Source organism: Algoriphagus resistens, from assembly GCF_001442615.1.
Taxonomy (GTDB): domain Bacteria; phylum Bacteroidota; class Bacteroidia; order Cytophagales; family Cyclobacteriaceae; genus Algoriphagus; species Algoriphagus resistens.
The window spans coordinates 180,522-202,917 of record NZ_LMXN01000010.1 but is presented as its reverse complement, the minus strand read 5'-3'; the positions used below and the strand labels follow the sequence as shown (position 1 = coordinate 202,917).

At 42.1% G+C, this 22,396-nt stretch carries 21 protein-coding genes; 6 read left to right on the top strand and 15 right to left on the bottom strand.

Annotated elements, in window-relative coordinates:
- Nucleotide 1 precedes the first annotated feature (1 nt).
- From AS141_RS17500 to AS141_RS17465, 9 genes are all read right to left on the bottom strand, one after another.
- Entirely contained in the window at nucleotides 2-718 is a 717-nt protein-coding gene (locus AS141_RS17500; RefSeq protein ID WP_057938976.1) for a CIS tube protein, read from the bottom strand.
- Nucleotides 718-888 (bottom strand): DUF5908 family protein, encoded by a 171-nt coding sequence (locus AS141_RS26655; protein ID WP_157243522.1) that lies wholly within the window; start codon nucleotides 886-888, stop codon nucleotides 718-720. Before AS141_RS26655 ends, AS141_RS17500 begins: the two co-directional genes overlap by 1 nt.
- A gap of 12 nt (nucleotides 889-900) precedes the next feature.
- Entirely contained in the window at nucleotides 901-1,398 is a 498-nt protein-coding gene (locus AS141_RS17495) for a phage tail protein (RefSeq protein WP_057938975.1), read from the bottom strand.
- A gap of 2 nt (nucleotides 1,399-1,400) precedes the next feature.
- The gene (locus AS141_RS17490) at nucleotides 1,401-1,832 is read right to left on the bottom strand and encodes a phage tail protein (RefSeq protein ID WP_057938974.1); all 432 of its coding nucleotides are present in this window, start codon (nucleotides 1,830-1,832) and stop codon (nucleotides 1,401-1,403) included.
- Nucleotides 1,833-1,871: 39 nt separating this feature from the next.
- Complete coding sequence (locus tag AS141_RS17485; RefSeq protein ID WP_057938973.1) at nucleotides 1,872-3,266, bottom strand: phage tail sheath family protein; 1,395 nt, start codon at nucleotides 3,264-3,266, stop codon at nucleotides 1,872-1,874.
- A gap of 30 nt (nucleotides 3,267-3,296) precedes the next feature.
- Entirely contained in the window at nucleotides 3,297-3,914 is a 618-nt protein-coding gene (locus tag AS141_RS17480; protein WP_057938972.1) for a hypothetical protein, read from the bottom strand.
- Nucleotides 3,915-3,916: 2 nt separating this feature from the next.
- Nucleotides 3,917-4,507, bottom strand: coding sequence for a DUF4255 domain-containing protein (locus AS141_RS17475; RefSeq protein WP_057938971.1), 591 nt, complete (start codon nucleotides 4,505-4,507; stop codon nucleotides 3,917-3,919).
- A gap of 160 nt (nucleotides 4,508-4,667) precedes the next feature.
- On the bottom strand, nucleotides 4,668-5,303 hold the full coding sequence (locus tag AS141_RS27295; RefSeq protein WP_057938970.1) for a LuxR C-terminal-related transcriptional regulator: 636 nt from the start codon (nucleotides 5,301-5,303) through the stop codon (nucleotides 4,668-4,670).
- 395 nt (nucleotides 5,304-5,698) lie between these two features.
- Nucleotides 5,699-7,132, bottom strand: a complete 1,434-nt coding sequence (locus AS141_RS17465; RefSeq protein ID WP_057938969.1) for a hypothetical protein — start codon at nucleotides 7,130-7,132, stop codon at nucleotides 5,699-5,701.
- Nucleotides 7,133-7,167: 35 nt separating this feature from the next.
- On the opposite strand from AS141_RS17465, the gene rbfA reads away from it, so the two are divergent.
- Both rbfA and AS141_RS17455 read left to right on the top strand, forming a co-directional pair.
- The gene (gene rbfA / locus AS141_RS17460) at nucleotides 7,168-7,560 is read left to right on the top strand and encodes a 30S ribosome-binding factor RbfA (RefSeq protein ID WP_057938968.1); all 393 of its coding nucleotides are present in this window, start codon (nucleotides 7,168-7,170) and stop codon (nucleotides 7,558-7,560) included.
- A gap of 12 nt (nucleotides 7,561-7,572) precedes the next feature.
- On the top strand, nucleotides 7,573-8,802 hold the full coding sequence (locus AS141_RS17455; protein ID WP_057938967.1) for an FtsX-like permease family protein: 1,230 nt from the start codon (nucleotides 7,573-7,575) through the stop codon (nucleotides 8,800-8,802).
- 23 nt (nucleotides 8,803-8,825) lie between these two features.
- On the opposite strand, the gene AS141_RS17450 is transcribed toward AS141_RS17455, so the two are convergent.
- Nucleotides 8,826-12,443, bottom strand: coding sequence for a hypothetical protein (locus tag AS141_RS17450; protein WP_057938966.1), 3,618 nt, complete (start codon nucleotides 12,441-12,443; stop codon nucleotides 8,826-8,828).
- Between the two features lie 184 nt (nucleotides 12,444-12,627).
- Here AS141_RS17450 and AS141_RS17445 point away from each other — a divergent pair, with 184 nt between their 5' ends.
- Nucleotides 12,628-13,227 carry a hypothetical protein gene (locus AS141_RS17445; protein WP_087149439.1) on the top strand — a complete coding sequence of 200 codons (600 nt, stop codon included), beginning with the start codon at nucleotides 12,628-12,630 and terminating at the stop codon, nucleotides 13,225-13,227.
- A gap of 12 nt (nucleotides 13,228-13,239) precedes the next feature.
- On the opposite strand, the gene AS141_RS17440 is transcribed toward AS141_RS17445, so the two are convergent.
- Nucleotides 13,240-13,791, bottom strand: coding sequence for a hypothetical protein (locus AS141_RS17440; RefSeq protein WP_057938965.1), 552 nt, complete (start codon nucleotides 13,789-13,791; stop codon nucleotides 13,240-13,242).
- A 329-nt stretch (nucleotides 13,792-14,120) separates the two neighbouring features.
- Between AS141_RS17440 and AS141_RS17435 the strand changes: the two genes are divergently transcribed.
- Complete coding sequence (locus AS141_RS17435; RefSeq protein ID WP_057939002.1) at nucleotides 14,121-15,908, top strand: ABC transporter ATP-binding protein; 1,788 nt, start codon at nucleotides 14,121-14,123, stop codon at nucleotides 15,906-15,908.
- On the opposite strand, the gene AS141_RS17430 is transcribed toward AS141_RS17435, so the two are convergent.
- Nucleotides 15,905-16,576, bottom strand: coding sequence for a methyltransferase domain-containing protein (locus AS141_RS17430; protein WP_057938964.1), 672 nt, complete (start codon nucleotides 16,574-16,576; stop codon nucleotides 15,905-15,907). The genes AS141_RS17435 and AS141_RS17430 overlap by 4 nt on opposite strands.
- Nucleotides 16,577-16,735: 159 nt before the next feature.
- The gene (locus tag AS141_RS17425) at nucleotides 16,736-17,650 is read right to left on the bottom strand and encodes a universal stress protein (protein WP_057938963.1); all 915 of its coding nucleotides are present in this window, start codon (nucleotides 17,648-17,650) and stop codon (nucleotides 16,736-16,738) included.
- 196 nt (nucleotides 17,651-17,846) lie between these two features.
- Here AS141_RS17425 and AS141_RS17420 point away from each other — a divergent pair, with 196 nt between their 5' ends.
- Complete coding sequence (locus tag AS141_RS17420) at nucleotides 17,847-18,398, top strand: 2'-5' RNA ligase family protein (RefSeq protein WP_057938962.1); 552 nt, start codon at nucleotides 17,847-17,849, stop codon at nucleotides 18,396-18,398.
- A gap of 156 nt (nucleotides 18,399-18,554) precedes the next feature.
- Here AS141_RS17420 and AS141_RS17415 read toward each other — a convergent pair whose 3' ends face one another.
- On the bottom strand, nucleotides 18,555-18,905 hold the full coding sequence (locus AS141_RS17415; protein WP_057938961.1) for a hypothetical protein: 351 nt from the start codon (nucleotides 18,903-18,905) through the stop codon (nucleotides 18,555-18,557).
- Between the two features lie 150 nt (nucleotides 18,906-19,055).
- Here AS141_RS17415 and AS141_RS17410 point away from each other — a divergent pair, with 150 nt between their 5' ends.
- Entirely contained in the window at nucleotides 19,056-20,792 is a 1,737-nt protein-coding gene (locus tag AS141_RS17410; protein WP_057938960.1) for a family 43 glycosylhydrolase, read from the top strand.
- A gap of 73 nt (nucleotides 20,793-20,865) precedes the next feature.
- Here AS141_RS17410 and AS141_RS17405 read toward each other — a convergent pair whose 3' ends face one another.
- Nucleotides 20,866-22,386 (bottom strand): RagB/SusD family nutrient uptake outer membrane protein, encoded by a 1,521-nt coding sequence (locus tag AS141_RS17405; protein WP_057938959.1) that lies wholly within the window; start codon nucleotides 22,384-22,386, stop codon nucleotides 20,866-20,868.
- Nucleotides 22,387-22,396: the final 10 nt, after the last annotated feature.

Here is a 22,396-nt window from a genome sequence, read left to right as displayed (position 1 = left end):
GTTATTTAGCTAATGGAGGGAAATATAATTTTGATCCAGAATTGATATTCCTGAAACTGTCCAAGGAATTAAACCCGGCGACCTGGATGTAATAGCTGTTCTTTTCATAGATTTTTTCCGTCATTAAATCCAGGCGATCTGAACCTTTAAAAACCCGTTCATGGGTAATGTCGGGGCTCTCATTGTTTTCTATGGCAGCCCGTTCTACATCGGCTACACTTTCAACAAATTGGCATTTTGCGATTGCCCGGATGGGTTTGCCGTCAGGGGTAAATACTTTGTATTCTATATCCATCTGTTTCAGCACACCTTTAAAAAGCAGCTCACCCCAATGAATTTTCAGGTAATAGGGACGGTGTTTTTCAGACTGGTAGTCTATTATTTTGCGTTTGAACGCTTCGATTTGATCAGTGACCGTAGCGGGTTTTTCAAATGGGTTGGCAATGCCTAAGCTCAAGACTGACATGTCTTTGACTACCCCGGTACCATCGAACAAAAAATCAAAGTTGAAATCACCCGGAAGAATGCGGTTGAATTTCATATTGGTACCAGAAGTTCCCGGAGCCTGGGTTTCATCAAACTCAAATTTGTAGGTAGCACTGTACGTGGCCGGGTTGATCAGCGCATCGAATTTATTTCCGGAAACCTGGTCTTGGTACGCTGCATCTCTATAAGCTTGCACGTATAATTTCTCGGCTTTTTGACTTAGGTCTAACATTACCTTTCAAGTTTTAACTGAATTGTTCTCAATACATTTTCAGTGACCTCTTTTACAATTTCCTTTTTGACCCGGTCTAAGTCCATAGTGTTTGCATTCTGCGCATTCGACACATTTGTGCTATTTCCTATTGCGGCTTTTATCAGAAGTTCTCGTATTTCTATGGGCATTTTGTGACGGGATTAAATTCCAATACTTCCAGATGCACTGATATTGCCTGCCATAGAAATTGCCGAGTCTAAGCTGATGATGTTGAAATATTGGTAGCTCAGCGTGATGGATTCTATGACAATTGAATTCTGTTCGGCGTTGAAGCTGGAGACAGACCATTTTTTTGGAATTGCATTCACCACATACCATGACTGTATGGGGATGTGCTGTTCATTCAACAGACTAATGATGATGTTCACAGGTTCAAACACAAAATTTTCAAAGGCGTTTTTACACCACATCAAAATTCCGGAGCCTATAAACATTCCTCTTTTAAGGATCAGATCAGTGTATTTTGCCCGGACTGGCAATTCCCACACAAAGCGATTCTGGCCTCCTTCTATAATTGTTTCCATTTGCATTTCCATATCTAACCCACTGACTTCCTGAAACCTGAAATCATTGGGAGTTTGTGGGAATAACTGGAAGACTACTGAAAAATGGAACCCTACCGGCGGATATGAAAACATAGTTATTCGTTTGAAATAGTGAGTCCTTCATGTGCAATCTCAATGGTCTCGATTGCCGATTCATTTCCGGTGGAATTCAAATCGGTGGATTGCACTTTGATCGGCCAGGCATTTTTTACTTTCCAGACGACTACTGGGGCATGGGATTCATCTAAAAGTGAAATAATCAAATCTCGCCTTTCGATGGTGTTTAATGCCACGGTGTTGTACCATTGGTAAAATTCATTATCGCTTTTGAATGTCCCCCGTTTGAGTGTTATGTTGGAAAAACTCTGCATTCCTGGCATTTTTATTTTGGAATATTCCGGACTCGCTCCATCACGATATTCTATTGGTTCGGTGGATACTTCCAGACCTGTCACTTCGGTGAAACCGATTTTTGTTCCACCCCATTCAACTTGAAAATGAAACTTAGGAAGAGGATAATTAGCCATGATGATTTTGGTTTAAAGTTCTTGTCTTGAATAAAACAGTTATGATTCCTGCATTTTATGCGAGAAGCGAAGAATAATAAATTCAGCAGGACGCACTGCAGCCATACCGATTTCGACAATAAGTCTCCCTTCAAGAATATCCTGGGCAGTCATCGTTTGGCCCAAGCCACACCTCACATAGAATGCATGTTCTGGTTTTGCTCCCGCAAGTGCCCCTTGCCTCCACAACAGGGTCAAATAATTTTCTAGCATTGCCCTGAGTTTTACCCAGGTATTCGCATCGTTGGGCTCAAAGACAAACTGCATGGTGGCTTTTTTGGAAGATTCTTCCACCATGATGAAAAATCTCCTTACGTTGATATATCTCCACTCATTATCATTCCCGGCCAAAGTTCTGGCCCCCCAAACCAAAAAGCCCTTACCGTGAAACATTCTGATTGCATTTACAGACTTTCCTGTGGTAGGATCTATATTCATTCCTCCCTGTTCAGCATCGCTGATTTTGGCAGTAAGGTCATACACTGCATTCAGTGAAACATTTGCAGGTGCTTTCCAAACCCCTCTTGACGCATCGACTTTGGCGTACACTCCGGCCATGGCCGATGAAGGAGGAAGTGTTGGACTTAACTTCTCCCGTATTTTTGCAATACCGGCATTATAGATGGCAGTTTCACCGGTTCGTAAGGTGGATAATGGAACTGCAGCGGCATCTACCCCTCCCGTATTTATTATTACGTCAACATCAGCTTCATCGAACTCAAAATCAAATGTTGTTTTGAGGAAAGGGTAGTACACTGCCGCATAATTAAGGCTGTCATTTTTGGTGAATGCAGACCTGAAATCACTGATAGTTGTGGTATTGTTAGTTCCTGGAGTATGTACATCCAGCAGCGTGAAACGATCCTGCAAAAGGGCACATTTGTCTATCGCCAATGAAATCAGGGTATAATAGTCCCCTTCATCGAGGGTATTGACAGCATCCGGAAAAACAATGAGGGTAGGCTCATCTTCAGCTTCGCAGGCCAACAAGCCATTTTCATAAGCTAAGGGATCAGGCGTTGCTGTGGTACTGCCAATAGAAATAATATAACAGGGTCCTCCTCCGTTCATGAAATACATCCGCAGATTGTAATACATGGTAAAATCCGAAGGATCTGTTATAGTGGCATCTGAAGCCAAGGTTTCCCTGACTATAGATATACTGATGCCTTCTTCGCTTTCAGCATTTCCGAAATAGGTTTCATATTCTTTCAGGGAGAATATTTTTGTCGGAATGTTTTCCAGCGACTCTCCGATCTCGTTTGTTGCATCCTTCGTGTATCCTATAAATGCGGGGATGGCAGTTTCGACTTGTGCCACCGAAGGTGGAAAAAGTGGAATCTCATTGATATAGACTCCCGGCGTTTTGATTGCGGATTCATTGATTTGTGACATGGATATAATGTTTTAGTTGCAGTTTTATCTCTAATTAGTTAAATGAATGGTGAACAGGTGTTCATCTTCATTACCATTGGCTGTTGTATAAAATAAAATTTGGTTAGACACATCGGTATATAGTCTATGCGTACTTGATCCTTCAGTCACTATATCGATGACCCCAAAATGCCCAGATAGCTTTTCATTAACTGTCGTCCAGGTTCCGGGATTGCCCGGAGTAAATACTTTGGTGGGTTCTAATGAAAGCAATGGTCCCAAGGTGGCGCCAGCTAAATTCATTGAATCAGCAGAGGAGCGCACATTGATACGGAACCGGTAAATAGTGTCTTTGCCATGATTAGTAGCTACTTCAGTCTGGTTTTGTAGGGAGCTGGATAAATTGATAATAAACCGGGCAGTGAGAAGGTTTGGAAGTCGGAAATAGGGGGACTCCTCCTCATTTTTCACCCGTACAAAACAGAGTAACATGTCATTTCTCAAACGGTAATGAATGTCATTCTTTTTAAAGAGGGCCGAGGTGACAGAATCAGGAAGTATGCTAAGGTTAGGCGTCAACAGATTTCCATTGGACGCAGAAAACGGGAAAGCGTTATGGGTAAATCTGACAGAGAATAATTTCTCATATTTAGTGAGGATCCTGTCCATGATTAATTGGGCTTATTTCTGAATTGAGCATCAATAGATTTAACCAGAGGGACCTCCATGCCTTCTTCAATACTGCTGAAATATGCCAGCCTCATTTTGTAAACCACGGATGGCATATATTTTCCTCCCATAATTCCCCAGAGCTGATTGAGTTCCTCAAAACTGGTGGAATGAAGGTCAAAGATGATTTTATCCAGTCCGCTGGCTGTAAGTCCAGGAATTTCAGCTTCAGTAAAAATCGAGTTGGCCTGAAAGAAGGATATAACCTGGGAAATCCGTTGTAATCCAATCGTGTATTGCTCCTTATTGGCACCAATGAGTAAAAAGATGTTCAGGTAAAGGTCAGGGTTTCTGGCAACTCCCCTTGGAAGTCCCATGTTGTCAAAAACCTGTCTGTTTGAGGGATTGTTCCGTAGGATATTTTCTTCCTGGATATTGACCACGGATACGACGAGGCGATCTGAAATATTTGTATCTGTTCCTTGTTGGGAGGATTCTATTAGCGATAAATTCCCGAGCAAAACCTCTGGCTCCGTGTTTCCGATATGGTCATTTAATAACCCGACTACCGCATTTAAAACTTGATCTATCATGCTACAAAATAAAAGTGGCCAAAAATATCACCGACAAAATAGGTCTCCGCTGGGCAGAACTGATGTCTAATTTGGATCGCGAAATACCAAAGTTGATCAATTATATCTGCATTAAAATCCATGAATTCATGGATTTTAATGCAGATATACTTCAAGCATGTCAATCCACTAAATTGGCGGAAATAGCTTCCCGGACCAATCCGGCCATATTTCTTACGCCCAGTTTTTGGATCAAATGAAGACGATGGGTTTCAACCGTACAAAAACTGATAAAAAGCTTATTTGCAATTTCATGGGTGGTATATTCATCCACGATCAATTGAAGAACCTGTTTTTCCCTTCTGGTCAGTCGATTGTTAGTAGACAGGGCAGACTTGGGCTGAAATAGACTTTCCTCTAGCTGGTAGGTCAATCGAGGATCTATAAAAAATTCGCCTTTATAGACATGCTGAATTGCCTCCTTGATGCTTTGTGTGCCACAGTTGGAAAGCAGATATGCCGAAGCCCCTGCTTTGAATAGCGACCTGATTCTGGGTGAATCCCTGAATTCCCCAAATGCCAATATCTTTTGACAAGGTCTCTGGTTGCTTATGGTTTGGGTTAGTTTGATTAGCTTTTTGATTTCCGGAATTACATCAAGCCAAATGAAATGGCCTACATTTAAAGAGGTATTCCCTGTTTTTTTGAGCTCTTTCAAAGAAATTAAATCCACTTTGGCGAGCCTGTTAAGTGTCAGGTAGTGCTGAAGACCTTCGGAAAGTAAGGTGGATTCGCTAATAATACTGTGCTGCTCCATAGAATGTATAGTTAAAAATATATGACTAAAAAGGCTTTTGTTTTAGTGCAGCTTTTCCCGTTTTTCCAAGTATTGAAAATTGGCTTATTGTTCTTCAACCTTTAGTTAGTTCAAAACCAGTAAGTCAATGGGTTGTTTGTATCCGGCAACCGAGTATTTCATAAGAATTCAGGTTGTTTTTCGGATGCAGAACTAATTCCATGAAATCGAGCATGACGCAAGCGACACACAGATGAGTATCCACCGTGCGAGATTCCATATGACCTTTAAAAGACAAATTATAATCATATGAAAAAGCCATGAAAATGAGAAAAACCAGACTTACTTAAAAGTAATTGTAATTAGACTGATATTCAAGTGATTATTCCCAATGTTGAGTTTGATTTTAGTAAATTTTACTTAAGCTCAAATAGGCCTACTGAAGTTTCTCTGTATTGCTGCTCCAATGCCGGAAACTGCTTAAGTAATTTTTCAAAATCTCCATTGGGGTCGAGTACCCTAGAAGGTTTTTGCTTTTGAAGCATCTGGAAAAGCCTGGCTTTCTCCCGCAGGTCGCGATCCTGATCAAGATAAAGCTGGCTTAACCGGTAATTAAGAAACGGACCTCCTAGTTTGGCATTGAGATAAGGTGAGAGATTATCACCCAAAACCAGAACATCCCCCGGGTATACTACCTCACTTTCGGCTACAAAATATTCTGAATCAGGAATTGTTTTCTGCCAGAACAAAAAGCCAACGGCAGGAAGGCCTATGACAAGAAGATAAAAGGCGATTTTGGCAACAATTTCCTTTTTGATGTTCAGGAAAAACTGGGTGATCAGATAGGTAAGCCCAGGTATGAGAATCACCAGTTGAAACGATGCTTGTTTCTTGATAATGAAAAACACTGCTGCTGAAAAGAGCAACCAGATAATGACCAGCTGCCGTTGCTTCTGTTGGTTAACCGTAGACCCGCGCAATACGGTGGCCATGAAATAACCCGCAACAGCAAGCAATAGAGGAAATATTCCGGGGATCAACCAGTTCAGCAGCGACTGGTATTCATATTTCCTGGAAAGGAAAGTCAGTGGCCAGATCTGAATTGCTTCCTCCAATCCATCATTCCAAAAGTAGAATAATGAAATTAATAGGAGAGGAAGGGCATACCCTACAAGTGAAAGCATCAGTTGACGGAAGGAAAAACTACTGATAGCGATTCCAGTGAAAATCATGTAGGGTAAAAACACAATGTAGTTTGGGTGAAACCCTGTCGCAAGACCTGCATATATCCCAATTAATAAAGTGGACTCGCTAGTATCCTGCTGAAGGACTGTTTGGGAAAAAAGCTGTCCAAGAGCCAATATCAGGAAGGTGCTTCCCAGTAATGCCGGGCTCAGACTCAGTAAGTCAAATGAGAAATGAAAAAGTGAAGCCATGATGATCGCAGGTAGGTATGTATTCACATCAAAAGCCTTAAACTTGATCAGCATGGAATTCCAATATAGGATCTGGAAGGATATTAAAATCCTGCCTACCACTTCGTATGCAAAAAGGCTCCTGCCAAAGAACATGTCCATGAATGTGAAGAAACCGGCGGACAGAGGCCCGTTGTCATCTATGATGTCTTGATACAGATAATAACCCTGTCCTAGCCGCTCTCCAAGCAGCATCCACATCAGTTGTGGATTGGTAATCGGGAAAGGACTAAGGGTAATGTAGAAGATTGTCAGCAGGAGAATATAAATTCCAATGCCGATAAGTCTAAACGGATCATTTAATTTAAAAAAACTGAACAAGGTATAGTGGAGAAGAGTGTTTGGTTGGTTTTGCCCGAAATTAAAGCTTGCCAAAGTATTTCGCTAAATTTGTACCATAAATACTTTATATGGAAAGTAAAAGACAACAAAAATACGCCAAGCTTATTCAAAAAGAGTTGGGCGATATCTTTCAAAAAGAATCAAAACATCTGGTCGGCCGCGCTATGGTGACGATTACCAGAGTGATGATGAGTCCGGATTTGGGTTTGGCAAAGGTTTACCTGAGCTTTCTGTTGGCAGATCCGGAAGCGACCTTTCAGCTGATCAATGAGCACAAAAAGGAAATCAGGCATCAATTGGCCAAACGAATTGGCAAATCAGTGCGTGTTATTCCTGAAATTGCTTTTTTTCCGGATGACTCTGCTGCCTATGCGCAGCATATGGATAAAGTAATAGCTAAGCTATCGATTCCGCCGGCACCCCTCCAGGAGGAAGACCAAGAAGAAGAAGAAGAAGATTAAATCCAGCGATCGTTGAATCTCAGTTTTTTCATAGCCTCCAGGTATTTCCGTAGCAAAAAGAAACGGAACTTCATCACCATTTTGTCCAGAATTTCTATGATAGGAGTTGCTGTGGGCACAATGGCGCTTGTGATTGTAATGTCTGTATTCAACGGCTTAGAGGACCTGATCCGTGGGATTTTTGCAGGCTTTGATGCTGAGCTCAAAATCGAGGCGGCTGCAGGCAAAAGTTTCATGACCAATGAAGAATGGCTGGACAGTATCAAAACTATAGAAGGCGTAGCTATCCTTACTGAGGTCATCGAAGACAATGCCTTGCTGGATTATAACGGCAACCAAATGATCGGCAGAATAAAAGGTGTCTCGGATAATTTTCTCGATCAGGAAAGATTCTCCCGGGGTTACTTTTGGGGAGATACCACGTTGGGCACAGCGCTTAATCCCGCTGCCATCTTAGGGCGGGGCGTTGGGTTCTTTCTTTCTGTAAATCTGGACAATGTCAACGTTCCGCTGAAAATCTACTATCCAAAAGCTCCCAGAAGTGCCGCTTCGATAGATCCTTCCCAGTTCTATGAATCTGCAGTCCTGGATCCAGTGGCATATTTCAGTATCGGCGAGCGTCAGTTTGATGATGAATATGTGATTGCGCCGCTTTTCTTTGTCAGGGATTTGTTGAAATACGGAGAAAAAAGAACCTCGCTCGAAGTAAAGGTTGCCAAAGGATATTCTATAACAGAAGTCCAGAAAAGACTGAAAGCCCATTTAGGGGATGACTTCTTGGTCAAAAATGCTGACGAGCAGCATGCAGGCCTGATCCGTACCGTTCAGATGGAAAAGTTATTTGTCTTCCTCACCCTGACATTTATTCTGGCCATTGCCTCCTTTAATATTTTCTTTTCGCTGAGTATGCTGGCAATAGAAAAGAAGAAGGATATTGCCGTATTAAAGGCTATGGGGGCGCCCGAGAAACTGATCCGAAGAATTTTCTTAAAGCAGGGGGCACTGATTGCCTTTAGCGGTGCAGTGATCGGGTTGGTTCTTGGCTACATGGTTTGCTGGTTACAGCAGACTTTTGGATTGGTTTCACTTGGGATTTCCTCTGCCGTTGTAGATGCCTATCCGGTGAAAATGATCTGGAGTGACTTTTTCTACATAAGCATTGCGATGATTGGGATCACCTTTTTTGCCTCTTCCAGACCGGCTTGGATCGCATCTCAAGTAGATACAGTGAAGGAGATATAGAAGCTGGACTTTAAAAGACTGCCTCATTTTTTTTCCAATCTAAATCCAGAAAAGCCGCGGTTCAACATGGCATACAGGCTGCCCAACAATCCCAAGGTACCCGTTAGGTAAGCATAGACTTCATTTAAAAAAGTCCTGTCAAATATGCTGATCAGTCCGAAGCAGATCAAAACAAAGCTTATTGCAGAGACTTGGATCATGCTGGAATTTCCGTTCTTCCGTTCAAATTCCAGGAATGTTTTAATCTCCTCCTTGCTCACATGGGCAAGTATATAAGTCTGAAACAATCTGCTGAAAAACTCATACTTCTGCCATACTAAGCCCTTGTGTATCTCCTTGGCCTCCTGAGAATTTTCTGGTGCCAGCCTTGGTTGTCCGGAAGGATCTTTTACTGTGATGAGTATGCCTTTTCGGATCAGTTCATATATGGCATGCTTACGTGATTTATTCAGAAACCGCTCCATCGAAAATGAATAGCAGACGAGTTTTTCCTGAAAATTCAATTCTGACCAAATATCTGCAAACTGGGCAATTTTGAGCTGCATTTTTTCTTCGTTTTCGGCTTGATGCAGGAGGGCATGCTTTTTACTGTTGGGCTCTGCTTTGAAATTTTGAAGATTGATAGGGATCACATGGAAATCAAACCCGGTAAAAGTCTCAGCAAATATCACCTGATCGTCTAGCTCATTGATTCTGGAAAATAACTCATCCCAGCTTCTGCCTGAACTGATAATTATCGATTTATTTTTATCGCTAAGTCTGTTTAGTAATGGGATGATTTCAAGTGGGTTCTTCTGGCAGTGAATATTTTCAATATGGACAATGGATGTATTATAGGGTATGGGATCCCGCTTTGCTATATCCGCCTCTACTAAGTTTATGGTCTCGATGTGTGCATCTTTTAGCCTATCCTGAAGCATTTTGACTACTGTTCCTGCCTGGGGACAGCACAGAAACAACTTGGGTTTTGAAAAATCTATTCTCTTTCTCTGCAAAGGTAAAAAGGGGTAGAAAATGATGTTTTGGATGAGGTTTGCAAAAAGTATAAATAGTACCAACATCGTGAGCACTAACAATGCATTGAATAAGATGGCTGAGCCACTTGGACTGGCTAGACTTCCTTTTTCCATTGCCATTTTGAAAACACATTGATTTGGAGCGATGAAATTTTTGATTTTTTGATCAAAAGGATCCGCTATCCAGGTAAGTAGTTCCCTTCTTTTTAATTCATAGTGGCTATAGAATGAATCAGGGTCGGCACATTGTTCCTGCACAAGCTCAGGTGCAGCGGCATTCCAAAGGGCTTGCTCATAGAGTTGGGTTTTTGATTGGAGAAAATACCCAGGTAAAAAGCCAATGATAAGAAACCAGAAACCTAAAAATGCAGGGATTGTAATGCTTTTAGGCTGGCTTGTGGGCCGGGCTTTGGGTTTGATTATCAAAAACCAGATAGCCACAATGCTACAAGCCAGAAGTGTGAGAAAGAGAGCAGGTTTAATAAGCTGCCAATTCCAGCGTACAATGGCTACCAACAGCACTACGTTGATCCCTCCCAAAATGACAGATCTCATGGAATATCGCTGTATTTTGAATTCGGCAAAATCATCGAATGTAGTTGCGGTGATCGATGTGGATAAGTTGACAAATGAAATCAGGAAACCGGAATAGACCAGCAACAGGAGCATATCGATGTGGGTGATATCAGCGCGATAGTAGGTGATCACCAAACCGATTGCGTAAAAAAAGTAAGCAACAATAAGGTAATTGAGTCGGGGGAGATTGGTGGCACTTGGTTCCAGCCAGGAATACAAAAAGGCCTTAGTCCCTTGCTTATCCAGTGGTCTTCGAGAGTATTTTTGAATCAACAGACTAAGCAATAAGCTAAGGAAATAGATACTCAATAAGGAGATGGACTCTGCTGAGCTGAGAGAGGCAAATGAATGACTGATGTTTTCATTGACCAGGAAGAGTAGCCACACTCTTTCATCGAAATCATCGGTATCTATTCTTTTAAGAACGCCGGTGTAGAAATTTCCATTTAAATATAGTGAAGTCAGGATCCGAGACTTGGAGCTGGAGTTATTTTGCATCAAGGAGCTGATTTCTCCCCACTTTTCACGATTTATTCCTTCTTGAATCTGCGCGATAGGCGAAGAGATTTTGTTGCTCTTCAGTAATATCTTTCCATTTTCCTTTAGGACAAGAAACCGGTAGTGGTTGCTATAGTCCGGATTGACTTTCAGCTTGAATGTGATCGCTTTTATCTCGGATTGACCTGTTTCTTTGGATGCGTCAAAGTTCTTGGAGATTACCGATTCCAATTGTCCGTCTGTTCTGCTATAATGCGAGTCTAAAAAGGTAGCCGTTTTGTACTTTTCTTCCTTAAATATGGAATAATATGCTCGCTGACTTAAGTCAATCGCCGAGGTGTCATGCCCAAAGTCAATAAGTTTTGGTCCGTCAGGGGTATTTCTGAAATAGATTTTTTCTGCATAACCGTTCGGTTTAAAAGCGATCAGCTCATTGAAATCTATTGCAATCTTTTCGAGTTGCCCAAAGGTACTTCCTGATTCCAAAGCGTCCTTATAGTGTTCCAGAGAGGTCTTTAAGCCAATTTCTAATTCATTGACTAAGGTAGTTTGCTCCTCCACGGGATTGGGTTTATTTCTAAACTGCGAGAGGGAGTAGCCGATTATGATGCTGAGGCAAAGCAGGGAGATACCAGCCTGTGTCACTTTATTTTGGGTGAGGTTATCTCCCCGGGAAAGGTTCATAACACCAAGGATTGGGATCAACACGATCAGGGTGAGAAGAAATAGAATCAACATGCTCAACCGGCTAAAATCCAGTCGCATCCCTACTTTCTGGTAGGTGTCTTCTGATAATACCCCTACGGCATAAAGCTGCTGATTTTCCATAGGGATAGGAGATACATATGCTCTGGACTGATTTGAGGAATAGTTGAGCCGGATCACATCGGTACCGGAATCAATAACCCCCAAACTGTCGATTTCTATATCGGTTGGCAAAAACAATTTAATTCCGGCATCCCCGGGAGGGTAGAGGACCGTACCGTCTTTAAAAGTTATGAAGAAGTGCTCAAATATTTTGTTGCTTTCCTGCTTGCGCAAAAGCTCTGAGACGGGGATTTCCAGATCAACAATCAAGGAGTTGGCGGGATCTTTAGAGGAGCCTTCTGCAATGTGAAAAGCCTTTTTAAATTCCTCCAAATTATAGTCCGTATACAGATTGTCAATGTGGATAACCAATCCTTTTTTTAGGATAAGGCCATTTTTGAAGTTCAGGGATTTGTCAAATGCTGAAGAGGGGTTTACTAATCTGGGATTGGAGTAGTGGAAGTTAGTCCTGATGATACTGTCGAGTTTTTCAGCTTCTGATCTAGTGCGGCCATTGGGACGGGAGATGGCTGATTTGGCAGATCCTTGCCGGACAAAATGTGCCTCTACCCGCGTATAATAGTCTGAAAGTGCCCGGACTATATCATTTTTCGACGCCTCTATGCTGCGGATGAGTTGGTTTTCCAGCTCTTTCTGATTGTTATAGGATTGCATGTAGAGCACCACCCCGATAATCAGAATTATCGGCAAAAGAACCAGCCAGATTTTTACGGTTTTAGCCATAGGAAAAAAATTATCTTAAAAAATCTTAATTAATTTAAGGTATAATTCTCTGAAAATCAATATATAACAAAAAATATTAGGGGGTTGTCTTTTATCTCTTTTGAAAAAAAGGGGATATATTGTATCCAAGGCATGTTTATTGGAAGCCGATTCCTTTCACCCTAATTTGTAAATTAATTCCCCAATGAAGAGCGTATTGCCCCTGTTGCTAATTTTAATTTGTTTGACAGCTGTTCCTTCTTTCTCTTTTGCCCAAGCAAGTACTGATGATAAAGGATCACTTAAATCTGGAACGATCGATAGTCAGTTTGAATACATCTACAGTGTATCGAATAATTTTCAGGAGTATAAAGTAGTAAAACGTACTAATTTAGATCAGCTTAAGTCCAATATTCTGGACTCAATGCGTACGATGCGAGCTGAAGTAGGTGATCTCAAGCTTTTGATAGTGAGCGAAAAAGATTCTATTAAAAATTTAAATAGTACGTTGGCCCTGGCAGAAACTGAAAAGCAGGAGGCCATCGCCGAAAAAGATAATTTTTCTTTTTTGGGAATGGGAATTCACAAAACAGTCTATTCTTCTATGATGTGGATTTTAGTCGCTGCCTTGGCAGGGGCACTTGCAGTTTTTTCATTTCAGTATTTCACCAGCTTCAAAAAAATCAAAAAGGCACAAAAAGATTTGGCAGAAATACAGGAAGAATTTGACAACCACCGAAAGAATATGCTTGATCGCGAGCGCAAGCTCAAGCGTGAGTTGGTTGATGCGCAAATGGGCAGATAGTAGCATCTTTCCTCACTGCTCAGCCAGGTTCTTCAGGAATTCTTCCCGTTCTTTTTTGGAGGTGCTGAGGATTTTCCAAATAAGGAAAGCAATGCCTGCGGTAATCAACAGGCTTAAAGAGTTTGCCTGAAAAATGAAAAATATTCCCACTAGAACAAGTGCGATTACTATCAGGGGATTTAAAAACATTCGTTTAGTCTCTTTATGGGAAATGTAATTCTGACCCGTAGAGTGATTATAGACCCCGAAGTATGGCCCCTGGTTCTTTCCTTCGCGGATGTACCAACGGATGGTAACCTGATTGCCTTTCCTACATGCCAGGTTGAAGTCCTGAAGCTGAAATGATTTTTCTTTCCCCTCTGGGTTTACCAGAAACAGCTGATCGTGGATTACTGTTTGTGAAGTAATACTTACGGGGGCAGCGTATCCAGATCCGCGATAGGTAGAGCCCCCGCCGCCCCCGCCTGAGACCCGGGTTTCCATGTTTTTACCGGATTCTGCCACTTCTCCGGAAAACTGATAAAGTTCGAAGGCTTTTTGAAAGGAAGGGTTGACGCGATTCATTCTAGGATGGGATTGTTAAAAGTAAGTAGCTAAAGTAATGACCTGTGTGTAGGATTTATACCCGTTAAGTTGGTATGAAATCCTCTAAGCTGCCAGTGGAAGTGATCCCGTGTGGATTCTGATTGATTGGTTGCGGTGATTTCGCCTGTGAATGAAACCCGTGATATCAGGGATGTCTTGTTATTGAGCCAGTAGGCTGTGGCGATGATTTGAGGAAGATGCCTAGTCTCGGTAGTTTTGAAAGCCTTGTGCAGCAAACCTTTCGCTCAGACAGAATAAATCCTTGCAAAAAAGCCTTAAGTTTGTCCCCTCAATACCAAAATCTACGAATGGCTAAGAAAAGAGGAACTGCTTTGGACGAGAGTGAAAAGAGGAAGTTGAATAAGCAGAATTTAAGCAAACTGGGAGGCATTTTTCAATTTTTGATGCCGTATAAAGGAGCCTTCTTTTTAGGATTGGTTTTCCTTGTTTTTTCCTCACTTACGCTGCTTACGTTTCCTTTTGTAGCAGGTAAGCTTATCGATACTGCACAGGGAACAGATTGGATCGTAAGTGATATCAATTCAATCGCGCTGATTTTGGTTGGGATACTGGCGGTTCAAAGCATTTTCTCCTTTTTCAGGGTCTGGCTTTTTGCATTGGTCTCGGAACGGTCCATGCGGGATATCCGGTTGGCTTTGTATGCCAGAATGGTACGCTTGCCGATGACTTTTTTTGATAAGCGTAGAACCGGGGAATTGATCAGCAGAATCACCTCAGACGTGAGCATGCTCCAGGATACGTTTTCAGTTACGCTTGCTGAGCTTTTCCGGCAGGTTGTTACGCTAGTTGCAGGTGTGATTTTCCTGATGGTCAATACACCAAAGTTGACCTTATTCATGTTGGCTACTTTTCCGGTATTGGTAGTGATCGCAATGGTTTTTGGGAAATTTATCCGAAAACTTTCCAAAAGTACCCAAGATGAACTTGCAGCGGCGAATGTGATAGTGGAGGAGACGCTGCAATCCATCAGCACAGTTAAATCATTTGTAGGCGAAGCGTTCGAATCTGCCAGATATGGAAGTGGATTGAACAGCGTAGTGGGGGTGGCTTTACGAGCAGCCAAATACCGGGGGGCATTTATTTCATTTATCATTTTTGCCCTGTTTGGTGGAATCGTAGCGGTTATGTGGTACGGCGCAAGCCTGGTGAGCTCTGGTGAAATGAGCGTAGGTGAGCTTGTTTCTTTTGTCTTGTACACCACATTTATCGGTGGATCTATAGCCGGGCTTGGGGATATTTACGGTCAGGTGCAAAAAGCAATCGGTTCTTCCGAGCGGGTGTTGGAAATATTGGACGAGGAGCCGGAGCCTGTCTCAGGAACCAAAGCAGCTAATTTCCAGGGGAAAATTACCTTCGATCAGGTTGGGTTCCATTATCCGACCCGTCCTGAAATGGAAGTGCTGAAATCGCTTACTTTCCATGTAAACCCTGGGGAAAAAGTCGCTTTGGCAGGCCACTCCGGAGCTGGGAAATCTACGATCATACAACTCTTAATGCGATTCTATGATGTGCAGCAAGGGTCAATCCAAGTGGATGACCGCCAGCTTCACGAATGGGATTTGCAAAGTCTTCGTTCGCATGTAGGTATGGTGCCTCAGGAAGTCCTGCTTTTTGGGGGATCTATTCGTGAGAATATTGCTTATGCCAAGCCAGGAGCATCTGAAGAAGAAATTATTCTGGCATCGAAAAAAGCTAATGCGTGGCAATTTATTTCCCAATTTCCCGAAGGGTTGGATACCTTGGTAGGGGAGCGGGGGGTGAAGCTTTCGGGTGGTCAACGCCAGCGGGTGGCAATTGCACGTGCCATCCTGAAAGACCCATCAATTTTGATTTTGGACGAAGCAACATCTTCATTGGACGCTGAATCGGAATTTTTGGTACAAGAGGCCTTGGATGAGCTGATGAAAGGCAGGACCACCATCATTATTGCCCATCGATTGGCGACTATCCGCAAAGTGGATAGAATATATGTGCTCAGTGATGGGGAAATAGTGGAGCAAGGCAATCATTTGGATCTTCTCGAAAGAGCCGATGGGTTTTATGCCAACTTGGTCCGGCTTCAGTTTGCGGATTAAGAAAGATTGTGGGCGGAGATTGATTTGATCATCCCCATAAATTTCTCCAGATACAGCTTGGAGTCAGGAAATAGCTGCTGCATCTGATGTCGGTTCAATAGCTTGATCTCAGTGAGATACTGCCGGGCGTCTTGAGGATTCCATTTTTGAAATCTGCTGAGCTTGGTTTTGGTAAGCAGGAAGTATACGAAGTTATGCGGTAAGTACTGTGCAAAGGGAATCGCGTAATGGGCTTCTATTGGAAAATACCGGTTTGGTGTTTGGATGAAATGCTTTTTTCCCACACGCATAATCTCGTTTGCCATTTTTTTCTGGTTTTCCCAGGTATATAAATGCTCAATGACTGAATTGGAAAAAACAAGATCAAAGCTGTTTTCCCCGAATTCAGGCATGTTTGTAGCATCTCCGGCTACAGCGTTGATTTTAGGATGGTTGGATTTCTGCTTGTTGAGATTGAGTAATACAATTTCGATATTAGGAAGAGAGAGCAGCCTGCTCTTATCCCAGAAATAAGAAGCTCCCCCTACGTCCAAGATTCGGACCGGGTCATTTTCAGAATAATTCAGAAAGAATAAATCCTCGAAATCTTTTAGTCGTTGATGTCTGAATTTGGCCCCCAAAGAGTTGGGGTCTTCGGAGGTCAAAAATATATTTGAAATAAAACTCATGCGTTGCCCTGTCGGCGTTTCTGCTGATTAATGAGTGCAAAAGTAATCAGCCTGGGTGATTCTTTTCTTAATTCAGCCCGAGAAATGAAGACGGTTTCCCTTTTAACCAGAGAAACCGTGTACTGAATAGGTAAAATGTCCCTTCAGGATAAGAATCGGCTAAATTTTAAACAGCGCTTCAAAGAATCCCATAGTTTCACCCTTTTTCTTGAAGATCAGCATAGGTAAAACATTATTTACCATGACTAATTTTTCAGCGACACTTCCAAGAAGAATTGCTGCTGATTTTGTTTTACCGCGGGATCCCAGCAAAATCATATCTGCTCCTATTTTCTGTGCTTCTTCGAGTAAGGCTTTTCCCTGTCCCTCACCATCGTTGAGGACAAATCGACAATCCAGATTCTTATGGTTGAATTTTTGGATAAAGCGATTGAAGTCCTCCCGGGCGTTTTCCTTCATGATTTCTGCAAATTCCTCAAAAGTTTTCCCTGTCTTAGAGTATCCATGGGGCACTTGGTATAAGTGGACAGGAATAAGTTCCGCTCCCAGTTCCTCTGAGATTCGCTCTCCAAAATCATAGATCAACTCTGTATGGTCAGAGAAGTCTGAAGGAATCATTATTTTCTTAGGCAATCCCGGCGGTCTTTTCTCCTGCAACAGTAAAACAGAGCAAGGGGCTTTTTTTGCGACTCCTTTCGCAAGAGATCCACTCCCCTCAAGTTCTTCTTTCCTACCCATGATGATAAGATCCACATTCTTGATCTTAGCCCATCGAAGAAGCGTATCAAGAGGATGGGGTCCTTCTTCGGCAAAAACTTCAATTTCCATACTATCAGGAAAATCAAACTCATCAAGTTTGGCCTTGATCAATGCTTCAATTGATTCATCTCCTGGAGCCAATAGCTCTGGGTGATTTTTAAGAACTTCATCAGGTATAGCCAGGTTCTTGGCCACATGGACAAAGTAACATTTATCTATTCCAAGGAACTTCAGGTATACAATCGTTTTTTTGATCAGGATATCATCCATCTCAGTCAGATCAAGGCCGATCATGGCCTTATAAAAATGCTTCATAGCTGTTTGGTGTTTATTCCCTTAATTTAAAGCTTTGATCCAGTTTATCGAATGTTTTTTTTGTATTTACCTATTGAAATCCTTTTCAAGGTAATTTAGCTTGATGAAATCGAGCATGAGGCAGAGCCTCACACACTGGGATGATTATAATGCATGCGAGATTCCATATGGCCTTTAAAAGACAAAATATAATCATATGAAAGTAATGCAAAAGTATTTTTTGGCGATTGTACCCGAAGGGGATTTTCAAGAGCGTGTGACCGGGCTAAAATTGGAAATCCGGGATCGCTACCAGGCCAAATATGCATTAAAATCACCGGCACATATTACTGTGAAAATGCCTTTCATCTACAATGAGGCGAAGGAGGATAAGCTGATTGAGAAACTGAGCAAATTTATTGGAGGTTATGAGCCTATGGCTATGACTGTAGCAGGAGTGAAGACATTTGGGGATAGAGTGATCTATTTAGGTGTGGATGCCGGACAGGATCTATATGATTTTCAGAAAGACCTGAAAACTTTTTGCAAGAGGGAATTGAATCTTGTGGATGAGCTGAGTGACAGAAATTATCATCCCCATATGACCATTGCTTTCAAAGATATTAAAAAAAGCCATTTTCAGGATATTCTTAAGTTTTCGTCGGATTCAAAGGTTTGTGGAAAAATAGAGATTTCTAAAATCTTGCTTTTAAAAAAGATAAACGGTTGTTGGCTTTTGCACAAAGAGTTAAAAATAGGCTTGCAATAAAACATAGCTTTTATATTTAGAAACAGTCAAGGGGAAAAGTTGGGATTTTTTTAGAAAAATTACGAATGGAATACGATTAGTTTTTAGAACTAATCCAATACAAATTGTTTTAATAAAATGACAATTTTATTCAGGATAGGTTTCTTTTGAATATGATTAAGACGCAGCTATTCCAAAACTATAGCAATTTTGAAATTCACAAACGGTTGCTCCAAGAAGCAAATTCCCTCCGGGGAACTCTGCGTATACAGAACTAGAAGAGTGAGCCACAACGGCTCCGTTTTTATACAGGAACAAGTAATTGACATCTACTGTCTGGGCGGAGGCATCATAAGTGCCTTCAATAGTCAAAGTTACATTGCCATCTTCATTAGAAGTAAAAGATTGATAAAAAGGAGTTCCCATTTGACACGCATCGATGGGTTTTTCAAGCATGGAACCTGCAACAAGCGGTTGGAGAAATAACACTGAAACAATTAATGCAAACAAGGTTTTTATGTTCTTCATAGAGATTGAGTCTAAATTGGTCTTTTTAAACTAAGGTATTTTTTTGTAAGATCAAAATGATAATGTAGGAGATTAACTCAGCACAATCTTCCTTCGTTTTTAAGGGGAATTAGGTTAGTTCTGTAACTTTAATTACTTAATATGCCCATTATGAACCGATCCGTCTTACTGTTTTTTGTGCTGTTTCAAGTGAATTTTACGCTTTATGCGCAACAGACTACCTACTGCAACCCCATAAACATCGACTATGGCTATACACCGATCCCGAACTTCAGCGAATGGGGCAGACACCGGGCTACCGCAGACCCAGTAATTGTAAATTACAAAGGCGATTATTTACTTTTTAGCACCAACCAGTGGGGATATTGGAGCAGCAATGATCTGCTCAACTGGACTTTTCATGAAAGACTTTTCCTTCGTCCCTGGAATAAAGTCTATGATGAATTGTGTGCTCCAGCAGTAGGTGTTATGGGAGATACGCTGATCGTAATGGGTTCAACTTATGAAAAAGACTTTACGGTCTGGATGAGCACTGACCCGATTGGAAATAAATGGAAGCCTTTGGTGGAGAAGTTTGAAATCGGGGGCTGGGATCCGGATTTTTTTACCGATACAGATGGACGGTTGTATATGTATAATGGAAGCTCTAATAAGTATCCGCTCTACGGGATAGAGTTGGATAGCAAAACACTGGATCCCATTGGCACAAGAAAGGAAATGTATCTACTCGAACCAGAGCGCTTTGGATGGCAAAGGTTTGGGGAGCATATGGATAATACATTCCTGGATCCGTTTATGGAAGGAGCTCATATGACCAAACATAATGGCAAATACTACCTGCAATATGGAGCGCCGGGAACGGAATTCAGTGGCTATGCTGACGGGGTTGTTGTGGGGGACTCTCCGCTAGGCCCATTTACCCCTCAGTCTGATCCGTTGAGTATCAAACTTGGTGGTTTTGCAAGAGGTGCGGGACATGGGGCGACCTTTCAGGATAATCAGCAAAACTACTGGCATGTAAGCACCATCATGATATCGGTTAAAAACACCTTTGAAAGAAGGTTGGGAATATGGCCTGCCGGCTTTGACAAGGATGATGTGATGTGGGCAAATCTGGCATACGGCGATTATCCGCATTTTCTTCCCAGCTCAGCTACTCCCGGCAAATTCACTGGATGGATGCTGCTTAATTATGACAAACCTGTCTCTGTGTCATCTACTTTAGGAAATTACACAGCCAATAAAGCCAATGATGAGGATCTTAAAACATACTGGAGTGCTGAAAGTGATGAGAAAGGGGAATGGATTCAAACAGATCTGGGAAGAATAAGTACAATCAATGCCATACAGATCAACTACGCAGACCAGGATGTCGCATCAGATCGTCTGGGTAAAAGAACCGATCAATACCATCAATACATGCTGCATTACTCTCTTGATGGCAAAAAATGGAAAGTTTTGGTGGATAAAAGTTCTAACCTAACTGATGTTCCCCATGATTATGTAGAATTGGCTGAGCCTGTTCAGGCCAGGTTTATCAAGCTGGAGAATGTGCATATGCCTACAGGAAAATTTGCACTTAGTGGCTTAAGGGTTTTTGGAAATGGAAATGGGGATGTTCCTGAAAAAGTAAAGGATTTTGTGGTACTGCGAACAGAAAAAGACAAACGAAGTGCTTTTCTCAAATGGAAACCGATTGACAATGCCTATGCTTACACTATATATTATGGTACCGCACCGGATAAACTCTATACCAGTATTATGGTGTTGGGCAATAACGAATATTGGCTCAAAACAATGGACCGCACCAAGGCTTATTTTTTTACCATTGAAGCAATCAATGAAAATGGTCTTAGCGAGAAGGTAGAAGTGATCAAAGTCGAGTGACTGGTAATCATCTCGGTTTTAATGAAAAATAGCCGGGGAAGCCCGGCTATTTACTTTGATAATTGATAATGGATTAATATCCAGGATTCTGATCTGCATTGCTTAATGCCGAATTATTATCCAGCTCCACAGTAGGTATAGGAAGCAGGTCATTTCTGGACTGGTAGCCGAAAATAGGCTCGCTTTGTAAAAAGCCCAATCGTCTCCATCTACGGATATCGCGGTTTCTAACCTGTTCCCCAGGCATTTCTACCCTTCTTTCATGCTGGATAGCGATTCTGGTCTGCTCCTTGGTGCCCGTAGGATATTGTGCGGTTGGATATGGCGGCATTTTTACATCAGCCCTGTTTCTTGTCATATTTAGGTAGGGCAAGGCAGCTGCTGGGCCGGTGAGTTCATTTTCTACCTCGGCCATCATCAGCAATACATCGGCATATCTAATCACGCGGAAGTTGATTCCGGACTGCGTATTTTCATTTGCTCTCTTGTAGATGGTTTGGTATTTTCTCCAGCTAGGCTTACTGAAGTCACCCTGAACTGTAGACTCATCCAACACACTTGCGCCAGCATTGAAGGTATCTCCTAATCTGTAGAAATTATAGCTAAGCCTAGGGTCTTCTTTAGGTGCGCCAGTGGACGGTTTTTCAAATTCAGCTACCAATCCCGTGTTCGGGATCAGGTTTCTCCATGCATTCGGGCCATACTCTTGACCTCTAAAGGTTACTTCAGCTATTCCAGTACCATCAGCATTCCATCCACCTGCGTTACCGAAGGATTCTGAAAACTGAATTTCCCAGATTGATTCTGAATTGTTTTCATTTTCCTCCTCAAAATTATCCAGATAACGGTCAGTCAATGAATATTCATTTGAATTGATGATTTCTGTCAAGTAAGGTTTGGCTCCTGCGAAATCACCTTGAAATAACAGAAGCTTGGCAGCAACTGCCTGGGCTGCACCCTTACTTGCCCTTCCCACATCAGTGCCAGAATAAGTGGAGCTAAGTGGAAGCCGGGAGATTGCCTCATTGAGATCACTTAGAGACTGTGCATAGGACTGCTCCTGGGTAGCTCTTGGAAGTCCCTCTGGTACCGTAACTGTTGATAGCATCAATGGGACCCCTCCCCATAAAGTGGATAGCTCATAGAACGCTAAACCTCTTAAGAAGTAGGCTTCCCCTATAATTCTCGAACGAAGCGCGTCGGTAATATTTTCGGTTGCATTATCGGCGTTTTCTATGACTAGGTTGGCGCGGTGGATCAGTCGGTACCACCCTCTCCAATTAGCTTCTATGAGAGGATTGGAACCATCAAAACCGTAATTAAGCACTTGAGCCCTAGGGGCCTCAAGTTGTGCTCCTCCGCTTTCTACATCGTCAGAAAGCAGATCGTGAAGAAAGAAATACTCCCTGTTATATAAGTTGTTTCCCTGAAGTGTGGCATATACAGCATTAACTGCCGCTACAAGTTGAGGTCCGGTACGGTAAAATGTCTCAGTTCCCAATTGGTTGGGATTAACTGGATTCAATACCTCCTCATCACAGGCTATCATCCCAACAGACATGATAATTGCCAAAAGTGTGGATCTTGTTTTCATGATTTTCCTT

Excerpts from the sequence above, each read along its gene's own strand:
- AS141_RS17405 (WP_057938959.1), bottom strand. The coding sequence starts at position 22,386 with ATGAAAACAAGATCCACACTTTTGGCAATTATCATGTCTGTTGGGATG.
- AS141_RS17495 (WP_057938975.1), bottom strand. The coding sequence starts at position 1,398 with ATGTTTTCATATCCGCCGGTAGGGTTCCATTTTTCAGTAGTCTTCCAG.
- AS141_RS17415 (WP_057938961.1), bottom strand. The coding sequence starts at position 18,905 with ATGAAGAACATAAAAACCTTGTTTGCATTAATTGTTTCAGTGTTATTT.
- AS141_RS27295 (WP_057938970.1), bottom strand. The coding sequence starts at position 5,303 with ATGGAGCAGCACAGTATTATTAGCGAATCCACCTTACTTTCCGAAGGT.
- AS141_RS26655 (WP_157243522.1), bottom strand. The coding sequence starts at position 888 with ATGCCCATAGAAATACGAGAACTTCTGATAAAAGCCGCAATAGGAAAT.
- AS141_RS17420 (WP_057938962.1), top strand. The coding sequence starts at position 17,847 with ATGAAAGTAATGCAAAAGTATTTTTTGGCGATTGTACCCGAAGGGGAT.
- AS141_RS17450 (WP_057938966.1), bottom strand. The coding sequence starts at position 12,443 with ATGGCTAAAACCGTAAAAATCTGGCTGGTTCTTTTGCCGATAATTCTG.
- AS141_RS17445 (WP_087149439.1), top strand. The coding sequence starts at position 12,628 with ATGAAGAGCGTATTGCCCCTGTTGCTAATTTTAATTTGTTTGACAGCT.
- AS141_RS17435 (WP_057939002.1), top strand. The coding sequence starts at position 14,121 with ATGGCTAAGAAAAGAGGAACTGCTTTGGACGAGAGTGAAAAGAGGAAG.
- AS141_RS17440 (WP_057938965.1), bottom strand. The coding sequence starts at position 13,791 with ATGAATCGCGTCAACCCTTCCTTTCAAAAAGCCTTCGAACTTTATCAG.
- rbfA (WP_057938968.1), top strand. The coding sequence starts at position 7,168 with ATGGAAAGTAAAAGACAACAAAAATACGCCAAGCTTATTCAAAAAGAG.
- AS141_RS17425 (WP_057938963.1), bottom strand. The coding sequence starts at position 17,650 with ATGAAGCATTTTTATAAGGCCATGATCGGCCTTGATCTGACTGAGATG.
- AS141_RS17410 (WP_057938960.1), top strand. The coding sequence starts at position 19,056 with ATGAACCGATCCGTCTTACTGTTTTTTGTGCTGTTTCAAGTGAATTTT.
- AS141_RS17430 (WP_057938964.1), bottom strand. The coding sequence starts at position 16,576 with ATGAGTTTTATTTCAAATATATTTTTGACCTCCGAAGACCCCAACTCT.
- AS141_RS17480 (WP_057938972.1), bottom strand. The coding sequence starts at position 3,914 with ATGGACAGGATCCTCACTAAATATGAGAAATTATTCTCTGTCAGATTT.
- AS141_RS17475 (WP_057938971.1), bottom strand. The coding sequence starts at position 4,507 with ATGATAGATCAAGTTTTAAATGCGGTAGTCGGGTTATTAAATGACCAT.
- AS141_RS17490 (WP_057938974.1), bottom strand. The coding sequence starts at position 1,832 with ATGGCTAATTATCCTCTTCCTAAGTTTCATTTTCAAGTTGAATGGGGT.
- AS141_RS17500 (WP_057938976.1), bottom strand. The coding sequence starts at position 718 with ATGTTAGACCTAAGTCAAAAAGCCGAGAAATTATACGTGCAAGCTTAT.
- AS141_RS17485 (WP_057938973.1), bottom strand. The coding sequence starts at position 3,266 with ATGTCACAAATCAATGAATCCGCAATCAAAACGCCGGGAGTCTATATC.